This is a genomic window from Hyphomonas adhaerens MHS-3, from assembly GCF_000685235.1.
Taxonomy (GTDB): domain Bacteria; phylum Pseudomonadota; class Alphaproteobacteria; order Caulobacterales; family Hyphomonadaceae; genus Hyphomonas; species Hyphomonas adhaerens.
Genome location: NZ_ARYH01000001.1, coordinates 2,363,180 through 2,382,814, shown reverse-complemented (window position 1 = coordinate 2,382,814; position 19,635 = coordinate 2,363,180). Strand labels below are relative to the sequence as shown.

Genomic DNA, 19,635 nt, shown 5'->3' with positions numbered 1-19,635 from the left:
TGCAAGGGAGGAAAATATGGCCGACACAGCGCAGTCGATAGACGTGGAAGTTCCCGATCCGTGGAGCCTCCCCCTGGACACATTTGACGTTTCAAGAGCTGAAATATTCCAGCAAAACAAACAGGGAGCGTATTTCCGCAGACTGCGGGAAGAGGCCCCGGTCCATTACTGTCCGGAGAGCATGTTCGGCCCCTACTGGTCGATCACTCGCTATGACGACATCATCGCGGTCGATTCAAATCACCTGCAGTTCTCATCGCAGAAGAGCATCGTGATCGGAGACACGCCGGATGATTTCGACACGCCGATGTTCATCGCGCAGGATCCGCCAATCCATGACGTGCAGCGCAAAGCGGTCCAGCCGGCCGTCGCGCCGAGTCAGCTCTCCGACATCGAATCCCTCATTCGCCAGCGCGTTTGCAACATACTGGATGACGTCCCGGTCGGAGAACGCATCAACTGGGTCGAGCATGTCTCGAAAGAGCTGACGACGCAGATGCTGGCGACCCTGTTCGACTTCCCGTTCGAAGATCGTCACCTGCTGCCTTACTGGTCGGACGTCACGACGACATCCGAAACCGTCGGCATTGCCGTGGACATGGAACATCGAAAACAGGAACTCATGAAGTGCCTTGAATACTTCATGCGTCTCTGGCAGCAGCGGGCCAGCGAACCACGCAAGTTCGACTTCATTTCACTGTTTGCTCATGATCCGAAAACCAAAGACATGATCAACAATCCCATGGAGTTGATGGGCAATCTGATGCTCCTGATCGTTGGCGGCAACGACACAACGCGAAACTCCATTTCCGGTGGGGTCGTACATCTCAACAACAACCCGGCGGAGTATGCCAAGCTGAAAGCTGACCCGTCCCTGATCCCGAACATGGTATCGGAGATCATCCGCTATCAGACGCCACTGGCCCATATGCGCCGGACCGCACTGGAAGACGTGGACTTCAAAGGCCACAAGATCCGCGCCGGAGACCGGGTCGTCATGTGGTACGCGTCCGGAAATCGCGATGACACGGTGATCGAGCGGGCCGACGAGTTCCTGATTGATCGTCCGAATGCGCGTCGCCACCTGTCATTCGGGTTTGGCATTCATCGCTGCATGGGCAACCGCGTTGCCGAGATGCAATTGCGGATTCTCTGGGAAGAGATTCTCAACCGCTTCGACCATATCGAATTGGTTGGCGAACCGAAGCGCGTCTTGTCGAACTTCGTGCTCGGTTACGAAGACGTGCCCGTCATCGTTCACCCGAAATAGGCCGCAGCCTTAAAGGCGGACTTTCCCCCGGATAGTCCGCCCGTTGCGGTCCAGTTCGATATCCCAGCTCCGGTCGGAATCCCCCAGCACGGTTTCCAGGTCTTTCACCGTCTTGGTCTGCTTGCCGTTCACGGAACGGATAATGTCGCCCGGGCGGAAATAGTTGCGGGCAACCGAACGCCGCGCAACCGAATACACATAGATGCCAGAGCCCTTCTGGAACGGGTCCAGACCGTTCTCCTCGGCCAGGCGCGGCGAAAGCTCGACAACGCGCGCGCCGTTGAACACGTCCTGCCCTTCCAGCAGCACGATATCGGCTTCTGTCGCCCCCGGCGGCGGCGCGACTGTCACGCCGATCACCCGATTTTTGCCACCGCGTAAAACGTTCAGCTGCGCCTTTTCACCCGGGTTGCGGATGGCGGCGAGGAATTTCAGGCCCTTCTCATCGAAAACCTCGCGGCCATCGATGGCGGTGACGAGATCACCTCGGCGCAGGCCCGCCTTGTCTGCCGGGCCGTCATTGTAAACTTCTGTGACCATGACACCAATCGGACGCGAAAGGCCTTGAGCCTTGGCCATGTCGAAGCTGACCGACTGCGCTGCCAGCCCCAGCCATGGACGCACGAACGTGCCTTCATTCATCGCTGCGTCGACAACACGCTTCACCATCTCCGACGGAATGGCGAAGCCGATCCCGTTTGATCCGCCACCGCGAGAAAAGATCGCCGTGTTCACGCCGACGAGTTCGCCTCTCATGTTCACGAGCGCCCCGCCCGAATTTCCGGGATTAACGGCCGCATCCGTCTGGATGAAAAACGAGTAGTCGGAAATGCCGACATCTGTCCGCGCCGTCGCAGAGATAATGCCGCTGGTGACGGTCTGGCCGACGCCGAACGGATTACCAATGGCCATGACCAGGTCTCCCACCTGCGCCTCACGCGTGTCGGCGTAGTGGAGGACCGGCAACTTGTCCCCGCCGGTATCGATCTTGAGGACGGCAAGGTCTGTCCGCTCGTCATTCAGCACAAGCTCCGCAGGGTATTCCCGGCGGTCGCTCAGCACGACACGGAAAGAGTCAGCGTCTTCCACAACATGGTTGTTGGTGACGATCACGCCATCGTCGCGGACGACCACACCAGACCCCAACGAGTTCTGCACGCGGCTTTGCGGCGCAGCGCGACCGTAAAGAAGCATCTCCATCGGCGTGATGCCCGTCTTGACGGTTTTCTGCGTGTAGACGTTCACCACTGCCGGTGAGACTTCCTTCACCAGGGGCGCAAAAGTCAGCTCTATCTCGGATCGCGTCTCCGGCAATCGCTGAGCATGCGCCATCAAAGGGGAAACCGCCAGCACCAGAAGTGCCACCACACAAAGCCCAGCCACCGCCAGGAACTTTGAAACATGTTTTGTCATGCGAAGAGCGTGCATCATGTCTATGGCTCTATTGCGGCACCAATGGGGACGCAATTCCTTCTAACATGACAATTCTGAGAGAGTTTTCAGTGAGTTGGTCCTTTACCCTCACGCTCCGCAAGCGCCACAAGGTTGGCTGCGTGGCTTTCACGGCTGATGCGGTAGAAGCCAACGCAGAACATCATCAGCGTCCACGCGGCCAGCAGCGTCACCGCATATCCCCAGCCCAGCGACGTCAGCGAACTGTCGGTGACCTTATCTGGCTGAGCGCCCTCCTGTATGCCGGCAAAGGTCAGAACCATAGTTGCCACAAACACACCGGAGGCCTGCGCGAGCTTCCGGATGAAGCTGATGCCCGCATAGAAGATGCCTTCTGAGCGCCGGCCCGTCTGAACCTCACTGTCCTCGACAATGTCAGCGACCATCGAACCCATCAGCATTTGCGTGGCGATGATGAGCGCAAGATCAAAGATCGTGACGGTCAGCACAATATTGTACAGCGCGTCCGTGCCATTCGGCGGCATCAGCCCCATCAGGCGCGCAAAGACCGGTGCCGGTGCAATCGTAAACGCCAGGACGCCGATCGCGAGGGCGGCACGCTTCTTCCCGAACATCCGGCCCGCGATCGGCGCAATGATCAGGGCCAGTACCGCAGAGATGTAGACAGCCACCGTCAGGCCCGCCGTCTGGGTCGTCGTGAAGCCCCAGAAGTAGCCATTGATGTACTGATTCAGCGAGGCAGACACACCGGAGGCCAGCAGACCGAACAGGGTCGCGAGGAACAAAGCCCTGAAGGAGGGGTTCGAAATCGTCTCGAAGATTTCCGAAAAAACCTTGCCGAGAGTCAGATTACGCTGCGCTGGCGGCGCCTTCAGATGGGGGATGCGCGCATGCGTGCCGAACGTCGACACGGCTGCGGCCAGCAGAATGACACCGGCCGCGACCTGACCGTAGAGGTGCCACCCCGGAATATGGAAATAGCCGGACGGGTTCTGTTCGCTTGGCTTCAACAGGAAGAAGAGCAGGAAAATCTGGATGGAAAGACCACCGATCCAAGCGAAGAAGTAGCGGTACGACATCAGGCTGGTGCGGGCGTCATAGTCCGGCGTAAGTTCCGGAACCAGCGCCGTACTCGGCACCTCATACATGGTAAAAGAAAGCCGCACACTGATTGTCAGAACCAGAAGCCAGAGGAACAAGCCGTTTGTCGACAAGCCTTCAGGCGGGTTCCAGGCGAGATAATACGTCAGTCCAACCGGCAGGAGGGCCGCATACATAAAGGGATGCCGCCGGCCGATACGAGTCCGGATATTGTCGGACCAGTACCCGACGATGGGATCGGACATTGCGTCTACGACCAGGGCGATCATCAGGGCGAGGAAAACCATCGCCGCGGGAACGCCCAGAATCTGGCTGTAGAAGAACAGCAGGAAGTATTCGAACCCGTTGTTCTTGATCCCCTCAGCCGCCCCGCCAAACCCGAAGGCTAGCCGGGTTGGCAGGCTTGGCCCGGAGGTCTTTGCTGGGACAACGTCCGTCATCGCCAACCGTCAGAGCCCCAGGACCATCTTGGCCATGATGTTACGCTGGATCTCGTTGGAGCCGGCGTAGATGGAGGTTTTCCGATAGTTGAAATAACTGGGCACAGCGCTGACCGAGTAAGACGGAAACGGCAGATCGGCGTTCGCACCCTCGCGGGCGATCGCGAAATTGTCCCGTACAAATGGCGCGCCATAGGTCCCTGCAGCCTCGATCACCAATTCCGTGATCGCCTGCTGCGTCTCGGAGCCTGCGCATTTGAGCATGGAACTTTCCGGTCCGACGGCCTGTCCGGCCGCAAGGGCAGAGAAAATCCGCTGTTCCGTCGCGTCCAGACTGTCGATCTTGATCTCCAGCTGCGCCAGTTTGCGGGCGAAGTCATGGTCGCGGATCAGGGCATCACCGCCCGTTTCTTCGACACTCGCGATCTTGCGCGCCTTGTTGAGCATGGCCCGCAGGCCCGGAGCATAGGCGTTTCCTCGCTCGAACTGGAGTAGGTATTTCGCGTAGGTCCACCCCTTGTTCTCTTCGCCAACGAGTGCTTCGGCAATCGGCACACGAACGTCTTCGAAGAAAACCTGATTGATCTCCTGCCCGCCTTCGGCTGGTCCGTCGAGCGTCGGCAGAGGGGAAATCTTGATGCCCGGCAAAGTCATCGGGAAGACGATGAAACTGATACCTTCCTGGTGCTTGCCTTCTCTGGAAGTACGCACCAGGCAGAAGATCATGTCGGCCCACTGCGCGTGGGTCGTCCAGATCTTCGATCCATTGAGCACATAATCATCGCCGTCGCGCACGGCGCTCATCTGGAGGGATGCAAGGTCGGAACCTGCGCCCGGCTCGGAGTACCCCTGGCACCACCAGACATCAGACCGGAGGATCGGCGGCAGGTATTTCTTCTTCTGCTCGTCCGAGCCAAACGCCATCAACACCGGTGCGACCATGGAAATGCCCATCGGGCTGACCGGCGGCGTTCCGGCCGAAGAAAGTTCCATGTTCAGGATATAGCGTTCAGACGCGGACAGGCCGGGACCGCCATACTCCACAGGCCAGTTCGGCGCGACCCAGCCCCTATCGTAAAGCTTCTTCTGCCAGGCGACCTGGCCCTCCTTGTCGAGGTAACCATTCTTGGACGCGGCACTTTTTGCACGCAGGTCCGGAGTATAGTTTTCAGCGATCCAGTCGCGCACCTCTTGCTGGAACGCGCGGTCCTCCGGTGTGAAGGCGAGATCCATGACGCGCCCCTATTCCACGATATCGAAGTACTGAATCTCCGGAGCACCCGCCAGGCAGGCGCCGATCGCAGGTCCTGCCGCTTTGAAATAATCACTCTGACCGTGCGCCTTGAATGCCTCTTCCGAAGCGTATTGCTCCATGAAGATGTAAACATTCGCGTCTTTTTTCGACTTGTAGAGCTGGTAGGTCAGACAGCCAGGTTCATTTGCCTTGACCTTGGCCATCAGGTCCTTGCCGACTTGCTCGAACTCGGACTCTTTGTCTGCCTGGATCGTCAGTTTTGCCACAACGCCAATCATTTTTCGCAATTCCTCCTGTTTTGCCCCACCATATGAGGTTCGGCCCGCGCGGCAAGATTGACGTTAGGGATGCCCGGGATGCAGTCCGTGCGTCTGTGTGGAATGGAACTTGCTCCCCTCTCAGGAGAAAACAAACACCAGAGGTCGCCATGGGTGCGCATGCAATGGCTCAAATCGATAGAAACGACGCGCCGGAACTGGCGCCGGACTCGATTCTGGCTGTCATTCCAACGCTTAACGAAGAGCGCCATATTGAAACATGCATCCGTTCATTGATGGCTGGAGATGCCCAGCTTGGTGACGTGCCGCTGGTTGTTGCCGATGGCGGGAGCTCCGACAACACGGTTGAGATCGTCGAACGCCTGAAATCCGAATTCCCCAACCTGCGGCTCATTCACAATCCGAAGCAGCTGCAAGCTGCCGCCCTGAACCTGGCCGTCTCGAATACAAGCACCCCCGGGACGCGCTATGTCGTGCGCTGCGACGCGCATTCCATTTACCCTGCGGGCTTCATTCTTTCAGTCGCCAGGACACTTCAGTCGACCGGCGCCGCCTCGGTGGTCATCCCGATGGATGCTGTCGGAGACACATGCTTCGAACGTGCAAACGCCTGGATCGTCGACACGCCGCTCGGCTCTGGCGGCTCTGTGCATCGCGGCGGGAAAACGTCTGGCTATGTCGACCATGGGCACCATGCTGGCTTCAACATTGAAATGTACCGTCAGGTTGGCGGTTACGATGAGACCTTCTCTCACAATGAAGACGCCGAATATGATGAACGCGTGGCGCAGGCGGGCGGAAAAATCTATCTCGATGCCGATATCCGCATCCGTTACATCCCGCGCGGATCGGTGCGCCGGCTGGCAAAACAGTACTTCAATTATGGCAAAGGCCGCGCGCGCAATGTGCGAAAGCACCGCCAGAGGCTCAAGATCCGCCAGGCCCTGCCAATATTCGCCCTTCTGGCCAGCACCGGCGGACTGATCGGATCGTCCGTTTTCCTGCCGGCCCTAATCTTGCCGGCTGGCTATATCGGCGTGCTCGCTGCCGCTTCGGTTGCCGTCGCCGTCTGGAAACGGTCGTCTTGCGGCCTTCTTGCGGGCCTGATTTCAGGCACCATGCACATGAGCTGGGCGGCTGGCTTCCTCAAGGAAGCGCTAAGTGGATCAAAGCCCTGATTTTCCCGCACCGATTGGTTTCAGACCAGAAAGCGCTATAAGTAATCGTTAATACTTGCACCCAGATGAGTAAAATGACCGACCAAACCCGGCAAAGCTTCCTGCAGCGGATCAGTAACCTGACCCGATCAGCAACGTCTTTGCGTGCGCGAATCCGCCGGGGCATTGGCCTTTCCACTCCCGAAGCGGACGTGCCGGTGCAGGAGGAACCGCCAGCAGAGGTAACACGTCAGTCCCGTGCGCCAGAAGGCCAGTGCGTCTATGCGATTGGCGACGTTCATGGCCGCTGCGACCTGCTCATGAAGCTCGTCGAGCAAATTGACGAAGATTCAAAGTCCTTGCCGGAAGGAACCAAGCGAGTCCTTGTTTTTCTTGGGGATTATATTGATCGCGGCCTGCAATCCAAAGACGTGATCGAGTTCATGCTGAGCGATCGCATGCAAGCGTTTGAACGGGTCTTCCTGATGGGCAACCACGAGGAAGCGCTCCTGCGTTTTCTGAACGACGTCAATTTCGGAAAACAATGGGTGCGCTATGGCGGCGCTGAAACGCTCTATTCCTATGGTCTTCAGCCACCGCAAAACGCGCGGGCGGCGATGCAGTCCCATGAAGCCATGGACGCCTACAAGCGTGCCTGGGACAAGGTCTGGACAGATTTCCGGAACCGCCTGCCCGAGCAGCATTTGAAGTTCTATCAGAACCTCCAGCATTACTATGTAACCGGCGACTACCTTTTCGTTCATGCCGGCCTGCGTCCGGGTGAATCGCTTGAGAATCAGACGGTGCGGGACATGCTGTGGATTCGTGAGGAATTCCTGGACGCTGAGGAACAGTTCCCCCAAGTCGTCGTACATGGGCATACCCCGACCGATGGGGTGTTTCGCGACGATCGACGGATCGGCCTTGATACCGGTGCGTTCATCAGCGGAAAACTTTCAGCTGTTCGACTTTTCCGGGATGAAGTTTCCTTCCTCTCAACCTGAAACTCTGGAATAGGTCTTGCTACGTAGCAGGATCACCAAATCTGGGAGAAAAGAGACGATGAATTTTCTGCGCCCTCTCGTCACAACCATTCTGGGCAGCCTGCTTCTGTTTGTTGCTGCCTGTGAATCCACGGTCCCTTCCGTGCCAAACTCCGCTTCTGCGGAGCGAGTGGTGCAACAAGAGACCGTCGGCGCCTATGCTCTCGGCAACGGAGACCAACTCCGTATTACAGTATTCGGCCAGCCCGACCTCTCCGGCCAATTCGAAGTGGACGGGACGGGCTCCATATCCATGCCATTGATCGGCCAGGTCGAAGCCCTGGGCCTCACGACACCGCAGCTTGAAAACCGTATCGTGGAGATGCTGGAAGGCGACTATGTCCTGAACCCACGCGTCAGTGCTGAAGTCATCAACTACCGCCCCTATTATATTCTTGGCGAAGTGAACCGGCCTGGGGAATACCCATACAACTCTGGTCTCACTGTCGTGAATGCGGTCGCGGCTGCGGGCGGATGGACTTACCGCGCAAAGAAAAACGTCGTGTACATCAAAAGCGTGGACTCGAACGAAGAGCAGGCAATTGAGTTAACAACTTCGACCATCGTCCAGCCAGGCGACACGATTCGCATTAAGGAACGTCGCTTCTGATCTGCCTGATAACCACACCCGAATCAAAGCGGCAGGGCCAACGGCTCTGCCGCTTTTTTTTCGTTTCGAAATGGCACGTAAGTGACCTGTCCTGGCACAGGCGAAACCGCCGAAACACCTCAAAACGAGGTTTTGTGGTTAATAAATGCCCATGCGACCCCGATTACTTGAAAAATACTTCGCCTAGCAGGCGAATTTCGAGAAAACACCCCAAATATTCGGTCAAATCCCGGTATACAGATTGCAAACGTCCCCAAATGAAATAAAGGTTTCCTTGCTCTCAAAGTTAACGGTTGTTGGCTTGGGCGTAAGGAATTCCGGGAAGATTTCTTATGCCATGCGGTAGAGTTCCGGGGACAGTTATGGGTCTGAGACTATCAAATCAATCACGGCATGCGGAAACGGCCGCATACTCTTCCACGCGACTTGATCGCAGGGAGAATGAGGCCAATACGAATGCCAAACGTATTATGGACATCGTCATCGCGAGCATCGCGCTGGTCTTTGTTTTCCCGCTTCTTCTTGTCGTGGGTATCCTCATCCGGCTTCAGGATGGCGGCCGGGCCGTCTACGCCCAAAAGCGCTACGGACAGAACGGACGCACCTTCAAGTGCTATAAGCTCCGCTCCATGGTCGCAAACGCTGATGAGCGCCTGCAGGAGATCCTGGCAACGAACCCCGCCGCCCGCGCGGAATGGGAAGAAACGCAGAAGTTCGTAAATGACCCGCGCATCACTCCGCTGGGACATTTCATCCGCAAGACCTCCATCGATGAACTGCCGCAGTTGTGGAATATCCTGCGCGGCGACATGTCCCTGGTCGGTCCACGCCCGATCGTCGAAAACGAAATCGCCAAGTATGGTGAGTTCTATCGCGACTATTGCGCTGTCCGCCCGGGCCTGACCGGCCTGTGGCAGGTCGAAGGCCGCAGCAACACCACTTATGAAGAGCGGGTACAGCTGGACGTGAAATACACCCGCACGCGCACCTTCACTGGCGACTTCATGATTATGCTGCGCACTGTACCGGCAGTCCTGTTGTCGCGAGGCGCCCGCTGAGATTGCCGCGCCCCAGGCACTGATCCCAACAACAAAAAGCCCCGGTGATGTCACCGGGGCTTTTTTGTATCAAAGGGCTTCGTTTTGTTCAGCCGAAAAGCGCAACGACAGCGCTGATAATCCCAGCCCACAGCAAGGCGCTGAGACCTACGATGATCAGGAGGCGTGCCCAAACGGGCCATTTGTCATAGGATTCCTGCTCGGCATGGATGCCGGCATCCCAGCCGCGATGCGCAATGGTGGCATTGGCAATATCGACCACAGGTCTGCTCCCTGACACGGATGAAGTGGCGTTGCTCATCAAGCCACATCAACTCATCTAACTCTTAAGGGCGTGTTAAATGCCCGATGAAGTCTATATGCATCGGATCAATTTTGGTTCCGCGCCGTGTCAGCAATGTGTTTCCGGCGGGCTGCTGCTGTGGCCGACAGAAATGTCATCTGCCGCCACGGCCGTTACCCTTCAGGCAGCCCTTCACACGCGCCAGGATACGCCAATGCATTGTATTTGCGTCGAAGATGTCGCCCACGCCTTGGGCCGGTCATCGATGCCTGCTCACAACCGCCGTCGGCAGACGCGCCGAAACGTGGTGAAAATGTGTCGGAATTTGCCCAATCAAGCGCATTTGGAAGAGCAGCCACAGGCCACAGGCCCCGCGCCCCGGTTCATCGCGCCGAGTGGACCTGTGTTTCACTAACCTTCACCGGGACATAACCCTCGAATTTCCGGCGATTGGAACTGAACGCTGCGGTCGAGGCTAGCAACATGATATTGACCGGCGTGTTGAAGACGCCCCAGGGCGTCGACTCCGTGAAGGTGGTGACGAAGACGAGCAGGAGGAGCATCAAGAGCGCCGACGCTTCGAGATCGTGGGAAACCATCCAGTTCCGGATCGCCCGCTGACCCTGCCAGACCCATGTGGCCACATAGAGGGCCCACCCGATGTAACCGAGATGCACCCGCACCTCCATGTAGGAGTTGTGGAAGGTCAAAATCGTGCCGTACGGCTTGAAGTCATAATAGTTGATGGACTGCGCCGCGCCGTTGTCGGGCTGCCAGAAACCGGAAAGCCCAGTGCCGAAAATCGGATGCTGTTCCTGCACAACGCGGCCCGCAGACCAGATTGCCGTACGGCCGCTGAGCGTCCCGTCCTTGCCCAGCGCCTGCAGCACATCGCCGACAAAGTCTTCACCCGGCATGGCGAGCGCAACCGTCAGAATTGAGAAAATCAGAACGATGCCTCCCAGGAACAGGAGGCTACGCGCATTCTTCACGCGGCCCATGTCCACCCAGAGAATACGAAGCGCGACAAGGCCCATGATACCAACCCCACCCAGAACCAGGTTGGTTGCCGAATTTGCCGCGACCACAAAGAGAATGCCCATCGGGATGAACGGCAGGGCTGCCAGGCGGATCCAGGTCAGCTCATTCTTGTTCAGGGCTGCTGCCACTGAGAGCAGCATCATGAAGTTCATCTGAAGCGCGACATAGTTCTTGGACGGGTATGGCCCACCGGAATCGATTGACGAGAACTTCGCGAGCACCATGAAAGACGTGATCCAGCCTGCAAACATCAGGCACCGCATAGCCCGCCGTGCGTCCAGAACGGATATGATCGTGATGATGAAGAGTGGGGTGAGAATGAAGTACACCCCCTGCTTCAATGCCTCGGACGGATACGGAGACCAGAGAATGGAAGACAAGGCGAAGACCGGCATGGCAAACAGCGGCCAGCTGCGCACCACATTCGGCAGCACAATGGCGCTTTTCATCGCGAGCACGCCAAGCAAGGCCAGCACAAGCAGGTAACGAACTGCCGTCACCGCCGGGAAATCGATATAGGTCGCAAAGAACCAGGCAGTGACGATGCCCTGGAACCAGATTGGTGCGCTTTTGTCTTCCGAGAAGACCTTCGCCCAGACGAGCGTCGTGTCTTCCGTCACCTTCATCTTGCGGGACATGACATTCATGATGCGTCACTCCCTTCCAGCACGGACTCCACGACGCCAGACAGCATGCCCGCTGGCTGGACGAAATCCTGTTCCGGACACTCAGCCAATGCGCGGGCGCAAGCAAGGAGTGGCGCGCGGTTTTCAATGAGGCCCGCGATCAATGCAGGCAGGGTCTCGTTCAACGGCTCTTGAATGCTGAAGCCACCCTGACGGCTGCTGATCCATGCGGCTGTCTGGGTCTCAGCGGGGGCGATGGCGGGAACGCAGTAATAACCGCCTTCATAAATCCGGTTCGGCAACAGCCATACCGAATTGAAACCAGCCTCCATGAAGTCACCCGCCCAGACCATGTCGAGATGACCATAGAGCTCCGACAGATCTTCAGGTGACTTGTAGCGACCATGATAGATCATATTCGGATGTTTTGAGACTTCCGGCTCGAACACGGGAATTTCCGTGCGCGCCGGCACACCATGAAGATGCACTTCCAGCGTATCGGGAAACCGGTCCGCCAGATCGCACAGCAGATCGAACGAACGCTGGCACCTCAGGACACCGACCCATCCAAGGCGCAACGGCCGATCTGCCTCCGGCATTTCCGGAACCGGCCGCGGCCCGTACTCCGCCCCTGCCGCCAAGCGGTTTTCCACAAGGAAGGCCCGGTATTGATCCGGATAGTATCGCTCGAAATGATTTTCCAGGAAGGCCGGTGAACTGACGATCAGGCCCTTTGTCCTGCGCAGCAGGCGGCCTTCCAGCCAACGCAGCGCCTTGCCGATCAGGTCTTGCCGGCACAACAGCCGGTGGACGTCCAGAGACTCGTAGATCACCGGCGTATCAAGCTTCGCCTTGCGCTTGGCCAGGAACGCGCAAGCGAGCATGTCGAGATTGCGGGCGACAATGACATCTGCCGACGCCAGTTCTTCATGCTGCATGGCAGCGGTCGCCGCGCCGGAAAAAACCTGCCGGATCCGCTGGAGGAAAGCTCCGTCCGCCGTACGGCCAAGGTCGATATTCTTCCACTCTGTTGTCTGGGCATCGCCGCGGCGCATCATGAATCCCGTGACGGCCGCCCCATCGTCTTCAAAAGCGCGCACACGGCGGCGGATGGCAGCATCACCTGCGTCATGGCCGAAATAGGCAATACGCCAGGCCCGCAAGCCTTTGACGGCCTCGCGTTCCATGGATGGTTTCGCGATCCGCGCATCTCCTGACATGGATCCGTCCCGCTTCGTGCCGACTATTCAAAGCCCACAGGGACTTCTTCTTCGACCGTGCTTTTGGCGTGCTCTGGCGGTGTCTGCATGGCCACTGGCCCCTTGCCGCCTTTCTTCCGCTTGCCACCATTGAGGTCGAAACCGAACACCGACTTCTTGCTCTCCATCTGGTAGTACTTGCGGTAAGCCTTGTAGCTGGCGCCCGGATCGCGGTGGTGCCGGCGGCGGTTCAGATCCACCATGTTCAGCGTCGCGCCAAGCACGTCCGCGTTGAAGGACCGCAGCAGGTTCAGCGACTGCTTGACGGCCGCGCGGGTGGAATGACGCCAGCGCACCATCAGGATCGTCTTGTCGACCTTGCCAGCCACGACGCGGGCTTCCGCCATCAGCAGCAGCGGACCGGTGTCGATCAGGATCAGGTCATACATCGAACGCAGGCGCGACAGCAGGTCATCAAAGGCGCGCGTGCCAAACACGTCGTGCGGCGTATGGCCGGACTGGGACAGCGGCAGGATGTCCAGCATGGTCTTGCTGTCCTTCTGGATCGCGTCTGAAAGCTGACCCGCACCGAACAGGTGTTCAATGAAGCCGATCTCCGGCGACATGCCTGCCGCTTCGGTCAGCTGCCGGCGGCGGAAATCACCGTCGATGACAATCGTGCGCGAACCGGACATCGCAGACATGCGGCCAAGGCTGAGCGTCAGGCTGGTTTTGCCTTCATCCGGCAGGGACGATGTGATCGCTACGGTCTTGGTCTCGCTGTCGAGATCCGAGAAAGCAATCGCCGCGCGTAGGTAACGCACACTTTCGGCGTAAGCTGATAAGGGATTTTCCACCAGGTAATCGGCAGGGTTCGTCTGGCCGAGACCGAACAGGCTCGACGCGCGGATCAACGGGACGGACCCGATCGACGACACGCCAAGCTTCCGCTCAATGTCTTCAGTCGAACTGATCTTGGCATCGAACATCTCTGCGATGATTGCCATCGCAGCACCGATTGCCGCGCCGAGGACAGCGCCGATCAGCAGGTTAAGCTTCTTCTTCGGCGCAGCCGGCCGGTTTGGCACTGAGGCAGCGGAGAGGATGACGGCGTCCGCCTGGACAAGATCGTCCTGAACGCTGGTTTCCTTCGAACGCGCGATGAATTCTTCGTAGAGCACCCGGCTGGTTTCAGCGTCACGCTCGAGCTCGCGAAGACGCACGCTTGCGATGGAGTTATCGCGCAGCTGGCCGTTGGCCTGGTTGATGCGAGCCTGGATCGCGTTGACCTGGTCCCGTTTCGCCTTAACCTCGCTTTCGAGATTATCGGCGATCCGGTTCACCTCTGCCTTCATCTGGCGCTCAACATCGCGGACTTCGTTCCGCGCACCAATCAGTTCCGGGTGCTGAGGACCGAGCTTCGTTTCGAGTTCCGCCACCCGGCCACGCAGGACGGAAAGCTGTTCCTTCAGACGAGAAATCAGTGGAGAATCAAGTACTTCGCTGATGCCGTCGATCCCTGTACCGGAATCGATCTGGCGGCGCATATTCTCGTAACGCGCGCGGGCCTGGCTCAGGTCGAAATCCAGTTGGGTCTTCTGTTTGGTCAGGTCGGCAATCTTCTGCTCGGCCAGCGTCGTGCCCATCGCGGTGTCGAGACCATTCTGCGCACGATAGACTTCAACGCGGTTCTCCTTCTCCGCCACCTCGTCCCGCAGGCCCGAAACGCGCTCACCCAGCCATTCCGTTGCGCGGCGGGTTGCATCCAGCTTGGTATCCAGCTGTTGCACGCGGTATTGGTCCGCAACGGCATTCGCCAGGCGTGCCGAAGTCTCTGGTGACGTGGACATCACTGTCACTGTCAGCAGGTAAGTTGTGCCGACGCGGGAAACGCTGACGCGGTTGGTGAGCGCTTCGACAACCGACTCCATGATGGCCGCTTCACGCTCTTCTGCGCTGAGGCCGGCATAAGGGTCGACCCGCTCCGTCCGCATGCCGAGGCTTTTCTTGATCGGGTTGACCAGTCCGTCGATCAGGCCCGGCTTCCGTTCCACGAGGGTCCAGTTGAATTCCGGGTCCTCAATCAGCTTCTGGCGCTCCGCCACCTTCGTCAGAAGGGATTTGGAGCTGATGACCATCACCTCAGTATCGATTGCAGCGGTATTGGCGACAATGCCGCCGAGCACGCTGCCAAGGTCGATGACATTTTCCTGATTCGTGCCCAGCTGGATCGTGGTCGACGCCTTGTAGACGGGTGTCGCCGTGAAGGTGATGTAAGCCACGGCCAGAAAGACGACCAGAAAACCGGTCACAATCAGCCAGAACCGGCGATAGACCATGCCGATCAGAGATTTCAGGTCAAAAGATGTTTCCTCACCGGACGGCGTATCGTGGCCGGTCATCTGGGAAGGTAGTTCGAAGCTGAAACTCTTGGTCAAAACACCACACCGAAAATTAGAGTGAGCAGGAGATACGGACAGGTCCGCTCTTGCTTAAGGATGGAAGCGAAGTTCCACGCCGATCAGATCGATTCCGTAAGATGGCACGAACGCCACATCCGCCCCGCTGGAATCCCAGGACAGATGACGCGCGAAGGCATCGATATGAATGCGTTTGTTCATCTTGTATTTCGCCGCCACACCGATGTTGGACATATTGTCGGTCCGATCGATCTCCTGATAATCATAGTCGGTGAACCCGGCATGAGCGGACAGGATCAGGTTCCGGCGAAGTTCATGGTCGACTTCAGCGCGATAGGTGGTCGCCAGCGCACTTGGCGATGTGAAGACACCCGTGTCTGCGACACGGCGGCTACCCGTGAAAGTGAGCGTCGTCAGGCGCGACGGGAACCATTGAATACGTGCGTCGAGAGACAGGCCGTCCACGTCGGCAAAATAATCGTCCTGTTTGTCCTCATTGAGGTATCCGATCGCGACATCACCCCGGATCAGGGTCTGAAGCTCGAAGTCTACCCCCGCAGCAACGGTATACCCCTTGGAATCGCGATAGCGCGGCAGCCCGCCGATGATCTGCGGGGAATTGTAGGATTCGTCATGCACCGTGCCCTGGGTGTAGACAGCCAGGTCGGGCGATACGGCATAGGACAGACGCGAGCGGGCGTAGGTATTTTCGCGATCACGGAAATCCTGGTCGGCAGGCGCGCCAGTCCCGATAATGCGGCCATCCTTGTAGTCATAGTCCGTCACACCCACGGCGTTGTTCCAGCGGAACCGGTCATTGATGTAATCGGCGTTCACTTCCGCGCCAGCGATCGTATATTCGATCGGCTTCTCCAGCCCGCCAAGACCGGCAGGCTCGTATCGCTGTTCCACAGCCTTGTCGGCGTAGACGCGCGCGCCCAGCGAAACTTCGCGGGTGACGTCCAACCGGCCGCGCAGGCCCGCATGAAGCGTCGGCGCAGATTCGTCGGACAGATCGAGATATTCATTCTGGTAGGCAGAAACGTCGAAACCGATCTGGTGAACATTCCAGTTCGTGCGGCCGGCAACTTCGCCGCCGATACGGACAATCACGTCGGACTCTTCGTTGTTGTTCTGGGCGTAAACGTTCGAATTATAGGTCGCGCCGACGAGACCCGTGGCATCCACGAGGAACGTGCCCAAACGGATAGGCTCAGGATCATATGCCGGCTGGCGGCGATCCTTCACGGCTTCGTACTTGTTTCGGCTATAATAATTGTCGGCGCCCTGCCCTTGCGCCACGGCAGTCCCGGCGATGAGGCTGCCACCGGCAACCGTGAGAAGGCAAAGTCTTTTAACGTGGTTCATTTTTTCTGTGTTCCCTCACAAACGCGCCGAATAACCGTACAGGCCGTCATTTACCTCAATCGTTTTGCAAGTGTCATACCATCGACCTGCAAGCTTTCAGGAGGTTGTTAACCTTTAAATACACGAGAACTAGCCGCTACGGCGAGTTTTCAAGCCAACCTCCCCTGTTGCGCGTACCATTTCAAGCGGTGGCTCCTCAAACTCATAAAATTAACCTTATCTTCGGCGCACAGCGTCTTTTCAAACGGGCCGCGCCCGGAGAAACTTGCCCACGGCAAAGGTTGGCACGCAAAGGTTGCCTGCATTTCTCCTACAGGGTGATTTCGTCAGGTCGAGTGCCCTCTTCCGCTCAGCTTTCCACCGGCTGCCTTGAGGAGATTGCCGGCGACATGCAAGCTCGCTGGACCTGAAATCGTGAATGCCTTCAAAAGCCCGACAGGATTCTTCGCACGAATGGCCTCGATCGCTGTCCAGGCTGCCCATTCCCGTTCGCAATACCGCGTAAACCCCGCAAACGCGGCCCGTTCGGCAGGCGCCAACCCTCGTCGTTTCAGGAATTTCCGCCCCATCAATGCAAGCTTGCGATGGTCCGCGGCGCCCTGGCGATGAGACGCAGACCCGTCGCGCACCACGAAGAGGTAGCCTTCCGGATCGGTCAGCACCGCCTTGGCCCCATCCGCCAGTATGCGCGCATAGAGTTCGAAGTCTTCGCCAAACCGGAGGTCTGGCTGATAGGGCTCCGGCCCGCACTTCACGGCGCCGCGCCGGATCAACGGCTTGAGAAAGCCGAGTTCCGTCCGTTCCGTCTCAGCGGCATAGGATCGGTTAACGAACAATTCGGTCGTCAGGGGGACATCGCCAGCCGGTTTTCCCGGCCAGAGGTGACGGTTCACCGTCTCAGGCGCGCTGGTTGAACTGATCAGCAGATTGTCGGCGACGAGGTCGAATTCTCCGCTACGCGCTTTCTCAAACAGCGCGGCCACGCGTTCCGGCAACATGATATCGTCGCTGTCGAACGGCGTGAACCAGCCGGCATCCGTTTCCTGCAAAGCCCTGTTTCGAGCCGCCGCCGGACCGCCATTTTGTTCCATCCGAAGGAATGTCACATTGTCGAACCGGCGGGCGTAATCCTCGGCGATTTCCGGTCCGGAATCCTGCGAACGGTCATCGACGACCAGCACCTCAAAGCTGATGCCTTCTGGTCGCTTCTGCGCCACGGCACTTTCCAACGCACGCGCGATGTTCGCTTCATCATTGTAAAGCGGAATGATGATCGCGACCTTGGTCTCGTCATATGTGATGGAGGCGGGCTCTGCCGGCATCGGTCCTGACTACACTGTTCTTCGTGGGTACAACATGCAATTTCCAGGCAAGTGATCGATTTTCGGCGCATCTTCCCGGATTGCGTTTCGTTCGGAGATAATGACAACGCCGCGCAGGAACTGAACTGGCCTTCAAAATGCATGAAACCCGGCACAAGATAACAAATCGAACCCCGGGCACGCCAGCCTCCGGGACGAAGGTGCACTGCAGTTGATAGAAACCGAAGCCATCGTGATCGGAGCCGGCGCGGTCGGGCTTGCCTGCGCCGCCGCGCTTGCGCGGGCCGGAAACGAAACACTCGTGCTGGAAAGCGCACTCGGTATCGGAACCGGCACCTCGGCCCGCAACAGCGAAGTGATCCACGCCGGGCTTTACTATCCCACCGGCTCGCTACGCCATCGGATGTGCGTTGCTGGCCGCCGGCAACTGTACCAATGGATGGAGGAACGTGGCGTCCCTTACAGGAAGACGGGCAAGCTGATTGTCGGAACCTCGGACACTCAGATCCCCCGGATGCGCAGCCTGTTCGATCAAGGCACACGGAACGGCGTGGAAGGCCTCCATTTTCTGACCGGTCCGGACGCCATGGCGCTTGAGCCAAACCTGACCTGCACGGCCGCAGTCCTGTCTGAGGAAACCGGCATCCTCGACAGCCACGCTTACATGCTCTCCCTGCAGGGTGATCTCGAAGACCATGGTGGATCTGTTGTCGTCGGTGCGCCCGTAGAGACGGCTGAAATCCTTCCCGATGGACGCTTTTGTCTGAATGTCGGCGGGGCCGAACCAACGAGCATCATCACCCGGACTCTGGTGAATAGTGCCGGCCTCCATGCTGTGCGGATCGCGAAGCAGATGGATGGCTACCCGCCCGACCTCATTCCGTTCTTTACGCTGGCAAAAGGCAATTATTTCAGCTGTCAGGCAAAGACGGCTTTCGAGCGGCTGATCTATCCGGCGCCCGTGGAAGGTGGCCTCGGCGTACATGTGACACTGGACCTTGGCGGCCGCATGCGCCTGGGCCCGGACGTCGAATGGCTCGGGCATGATAACCCCGACCAGATCGACTACACTGTCGACCTTCACCGGGCGGCGGAATTCTATGATGCCGTCCGCCAATACTGGCCCGGATTGCCTGATGGGGCGATCGCTGCAGATTATTCGGGGTGCCGTCCCAAGCTTTCAGCACCGGGCGATCCGGCGGCCGATTTCAGGATCGATGGGCCGGAATTTCACGGTCACGCCGGACTGGTGCACCTGTTTGGAATTGAGTCCCCCGGGCTCACCAGTTCTTTGGCCATCGCTGAAGACGTTGCTTGCCGGCTATCCAGGCATACCTGACTTTTTTCCGAACCATTCGGCGTCCTTGTGCATAGACAGGGTAACCAGATACCGGATTTACCATGACAGCAACCGTCTTTCGCCGCAGCTTTCAGCGGCACCACACAGCGCGTGAAACCCGCTTGCGGCCGAAGGGTTACCGAACCTGGATACGGACCTCCATGATTGACTGGTCCGCAGCAGGCGCAAGCCTTTCCGATCCCGGGTATGAAATTCCCCTGGGCCTGGCCGTGCTGGCCATTTCACCGGTCGATGGCACCAGCGACATCCAGCTTTCCTGCGAAGTCATCTGGCAAAAAGAGGACAAAATCGGCCTCAAACTGCTTGGCCCCGTGAGCCACTGAAACCGGATCGCGCCAGCTGGCGGTGAACTTGCATTGGCGAGGGATGAGAACAGCCCTAACACCGATGC

Annotated in this window: 17 protein-coding genes; 7 read left to right on the top strand and 10 right to left on the bottom strand. The window is 58.3% G+C overall.

From position 1 onward, the window contains the following. The first annotated feature begins 16 nt into the window (after positions 1-16). Positions 17-1,270: a cytochrome P450 gene (locus tag HAD_RS11475; RefSeq protein ID WP_035571144.1), complete on the top strand. Its 1,254-nt coding sequence runs from the start codon at positions 17-19 to the stop codon at positions 1,268-1,270. Positions 1,271-1,279: 9 nt separating this feature from the next. Here HAD_RS11475 and HAD_RS11470 read toward each other — a convergent pair whose 3' ends face one another. The 4 genes from HAD_RS11470 to HAD_RS11455 form a co-directional block, all read right to left on the bottom strand. Further along, the gene (locus tag HAD_RS11470; protein WP_241765346.1) at positions 1,280-2,701 is read right to left on the bottom strand and encodes a Do family serine endopeptidase; all 1,422 of its coding nucleotides are present in this window, start codon (positions 2,699-2,701) and stop codon (positions 1,280-1,282) included. Positions 2,702-2,769: 68 nt separating this feature from the next. Then, on the bottom strand, positions 2,770-4,224 hold the full coding sequence (locus HAD_RS11465; RefSeq protein ID WP_035571140.1) for an MFS transporter: 1,455 nt from the start codon (positions 4,222-4,224) through the stop codon (positions 2,770-2,772). Between the two features lie 9 nt (positions 4,225-4,233). After that, positions 4,234-5,457 (bottom strand): acyl-CoA dehydrogenase family protein, encoded by a 1,224-nt coding sequence (locus tag HAD_RS11460; protein ID WP_035571138.1) that lies wholly within the window; start codon positions 5,455-5,457, stop codon positions 4,234-4,236. Positions 5,458-5,466: 9 nt separating this feature from the next. Further along, positions 5,467-5,757 (bottom strand): putative quinol monooxygenase, encoded by a 291-nt coding sequence (locus tag HAD_RS11455; RefSeq protein ID WP_035571136.1) that lies wholly within the window; start codon positions 5,755-5,757, stop codon positions 5,467-5,469. Positions 5,758-5,921: 164 nt separating this feature from the next. Here HAD_RS11455 and HAD_RS11450 point away from each other — a divergent pair, with 164 nt between their 5' ends. The 4 genes from HAD_RS11450 to HAD_RS11435 all read left to right on the top strand — a co-directional run bounded on the left by HAD_RS11450 (position 5,922) and on the right by HAD_RS11435 (position 9,625). Continuing rightward, positions 5,922-6,935, top strand: coding sequence for a glycosyltransferase family 2 protein (locus HAD_RS11450; protein WP_035572168.1), 1,014 nt, complete (start codon positions 5,922-5,924; stop codon positions 6,933-6,935). A gap of 74 nt (positions 6,936-7,009) precedes the next feature. Continuing rightward, a complete protein-coding gene (locus tag HAD_RS11445; RefSeq protein WP_051596175.1) occupies positions 7,010-7,918 on the top strand; it encodes a metallophosphoesterase family protein in 909 nt (302 codons plus the stop codon). A 58-nt stretch (positions 7,919-7,976) separates the two neighbouring features. Continuing rightward, the gene (locus tag HAD_RS11440; RefSeq protein WP_035571134.1) at positions 7,977-8,567 is read left to right on the top strand and encodes a polysaccharide biosynthesis/export family protein; all 591 of its coding nucleotides are present in this window, start codon (positions 7,977-7,979) and stop codon (positions 8,565-8,567) included. 470 nt (positions 8,568-9,037) lie between these two features. Then, positions 9,038-9,625 (top strand): sugar transferase, encoded by a 588-nt coding sequence (locus tag HAD_RS11435; protein ID WP_156942239.1) that lies wholly within the window; start codon positions 9,038-9,040, stop codon positions 9,623-9,625. Between the two features lie 88 nt (positions 9,626-9,713). Here HAD_RS11435 and HAD_RS18600 read toward each other — a convergent pair whose 3' ends face one another. The 6 genes from HAD_RS18600 to HAD_RS11410 form a co-directional block, all read right to left on the bottom strand. Next, on the bottom strand, positions 9,714-9,926 hold the full coding sequence (locus HAD_RS18600; RefSeq protein ID WP_156942238.1) for a hypothetical protein: 213 nt from the start codon (positions 9,924-9,926) through the stop codon (positions 9,714-9,716). 365 nt (positions 9,927-10,291) lie between these two features. Beyond that, positions 10,292-11,596 (bottom strand): O-antigen ligase family protein, encoded by a 1,305-nt coding sequence (locus tag HAD_RS11430; RefSeq protein ID WP_035571132.1) that lies wholly within the window; start codon positions 11,594-11,596, stop codon positions 10,292-10,294. Further along, on the bottom strand, positions 11,593-12,795 hold the full coding sequence (locus HAD_RS11425; RefSeq protein WP_156942237.1) for a glycosyltransferase family protein: 1,203 nt from the start codon (positions 12,793-12,795) through the stop codon (positions 11,593-11,595). The genes HAD_RS11430 and HAD_RS11425 overlap by 4 nt, the downstream gene beginning before the upstream one ends. 23 nt (positions 12,796-12,818) lie before the next feature. Next, positions 12,819-15,212, bottom strand: coding sequence for a GumC family protein (locus HAD_RS11420; RefSeq protein ID WP_156942236.1), 2,394 nt, complete (start codon positions 15,210-15,212; stop codon positions 12,819-12,821). A gap of 54 nt (positions 15,213-15,266) precedes the next feature. Beyond that, positions 15,267-16,562, bottom strand: a complete 1,296-nt coding sequence (locus HAD_RS11415; RefSeq protein ID WP_035571130.1) for an outer membrane beta-barrel protein — start codon at positions 16,560-16,562, stop codon at positions 15,267-15,269. Between the two features lie 326 nt (positions 16,563-16,888). Further along, positions 16,889-17,884 (bottom strand): glycosyltransferase family 2 protein, encoded by a 996-nt coding sequence (locus HAD_RS11410; RefSeq protein ID WP_035571128.1) that lies wholly within the window; start codon positions 17,882-17,884, stop codon positions 16,889-16,891. Positions 17,885-18,095: 211 nt separating this feature from the next. Between HAD_RS11410 and HAD_RS11405 the strand changes: the two genes are divergently transcribed. Continuing rightward, entirely contained in the window at positions 18,096-19,223 is a 1,128-nt protein-coding gene (locus tag HAD_RS11405) for an NAD(P)/FAD-dependent oxidoreductase (protein ID WP_035571126.1), read from the top strand. A 62-nt stretch (positions 19,224-19,285) separates the two neighbouring features. Beyond that, a complete protein-coding gene (locus HAD_RS18425; protein WP_084331902.1) occupies positions 19,286-19,567 on the top strand; it encodes a PilZ domain-containing protein in 282 nt (93 codons plus the stop codon). The last annotated feature ends 68 nt before the right edge of the window (positions 19,568-19,635 follow it).

Coding starts and splice junctions, on each gene's coding strand:
- HAD_RS11455 (WP_035571136.1), bottom strand. CDS start 5,757: ATGATTGGCGTTGTGGCAAAACTGACGATCCAGGCAGACAAAGAGTCC.
- HAD_RS11460 (WP_035571138.1), bottom strand. CDS start 5,457: ATGGATCTCGCCTTCACACCGGAGGACCGCGCGTTCCAGCAAGAGGTG.
- HAD_RS11440 (WP_035571134.1), top strand. CDS start 7,977: ATGAATTTTCTGCGCCCTCTCGTCACAACCATTCTGGGCAGCCTGCTT.
- HAD_RS11475 (WP_035571144.1), top strand. CDS start 17: ATGGCCGACACAGCGCAGTCGATAGACGTGGAAGTTCCCGATCCGTGG.
- HAD_RS11445 (WP_051596175.1), top strand. CDS start 7,010: ATGACCGACCAAACCCGGCAAAGCTTCCTGCAGCGGATCAGTAACCTG.
- HAD_RS11450 (WP_035572168.1), top strand. CDS start 5,922: ATGGCTCAAATCGATAGAAACGACGCGCCGGAACTGGCGCCGGACTCG.
- HAD_RS11410 (WP_035571128.1), bottom strand. CDS start 17,884: ATGCCGGCAGAGCCCGCCTCCATCACATATGACGAGACCAAGGTCGCG.
- HAD_RS11470 (WP_241765346.1), bottom strand. CDS start 2,701: ATGATGCACGCTCTTCGCATGACAAAACATGTTTCAAAGTTCCTGGCG.
- HAD_RS18600 (WP_156942238.1), bottom strand. CDS start 9,926: ATGAGCAACGCCACTTCATCCGTGTCAGGGAGCAGACCTGTGGTCGAT.
- HAD_RS11415 (WP_035571130.1), bottom strand. CDS start 16,562: ATGAACCACGTTAAAAGACTTTGCCTTCTCACGGTTGCCGGTGGCAGC.
- HAD_RS11425 (WP_156942237.1), bottom strand. CDS start 12,795: ATGTCAGGAGATGCGCGGATCGCGAAACCATCCATGGAACGCGAGGCC.
- HAD_RS11430 (WP_035571132.1), bottom strand. CDS start 11,596: ATGAATGTCATGTCCCGCAAGATGAAGGTGACGGAAGACACGACGCTC.
- HAD_RS18425 (WP_084331902.1), top strand. CDS start 19,286: ATGACAGCAACCGTCTTTCGCCGCAGCTTTCAGCGGCACCACACAGCG.
- HAD_RS11465 (WP_035571140.1), bottom strand. CDS start 4,224: ATGACGGACGTTGTCCCAGCAAAGACCTCCGGGCCAAGCCTGCCAACC.
- HAD_RS11435 (WP_156942239.1), top strand. CDS start 9,038: ATGGACATCGTCATCGCGAGCATCGCGCTGGTCTTTGTTTTCCCGCTT.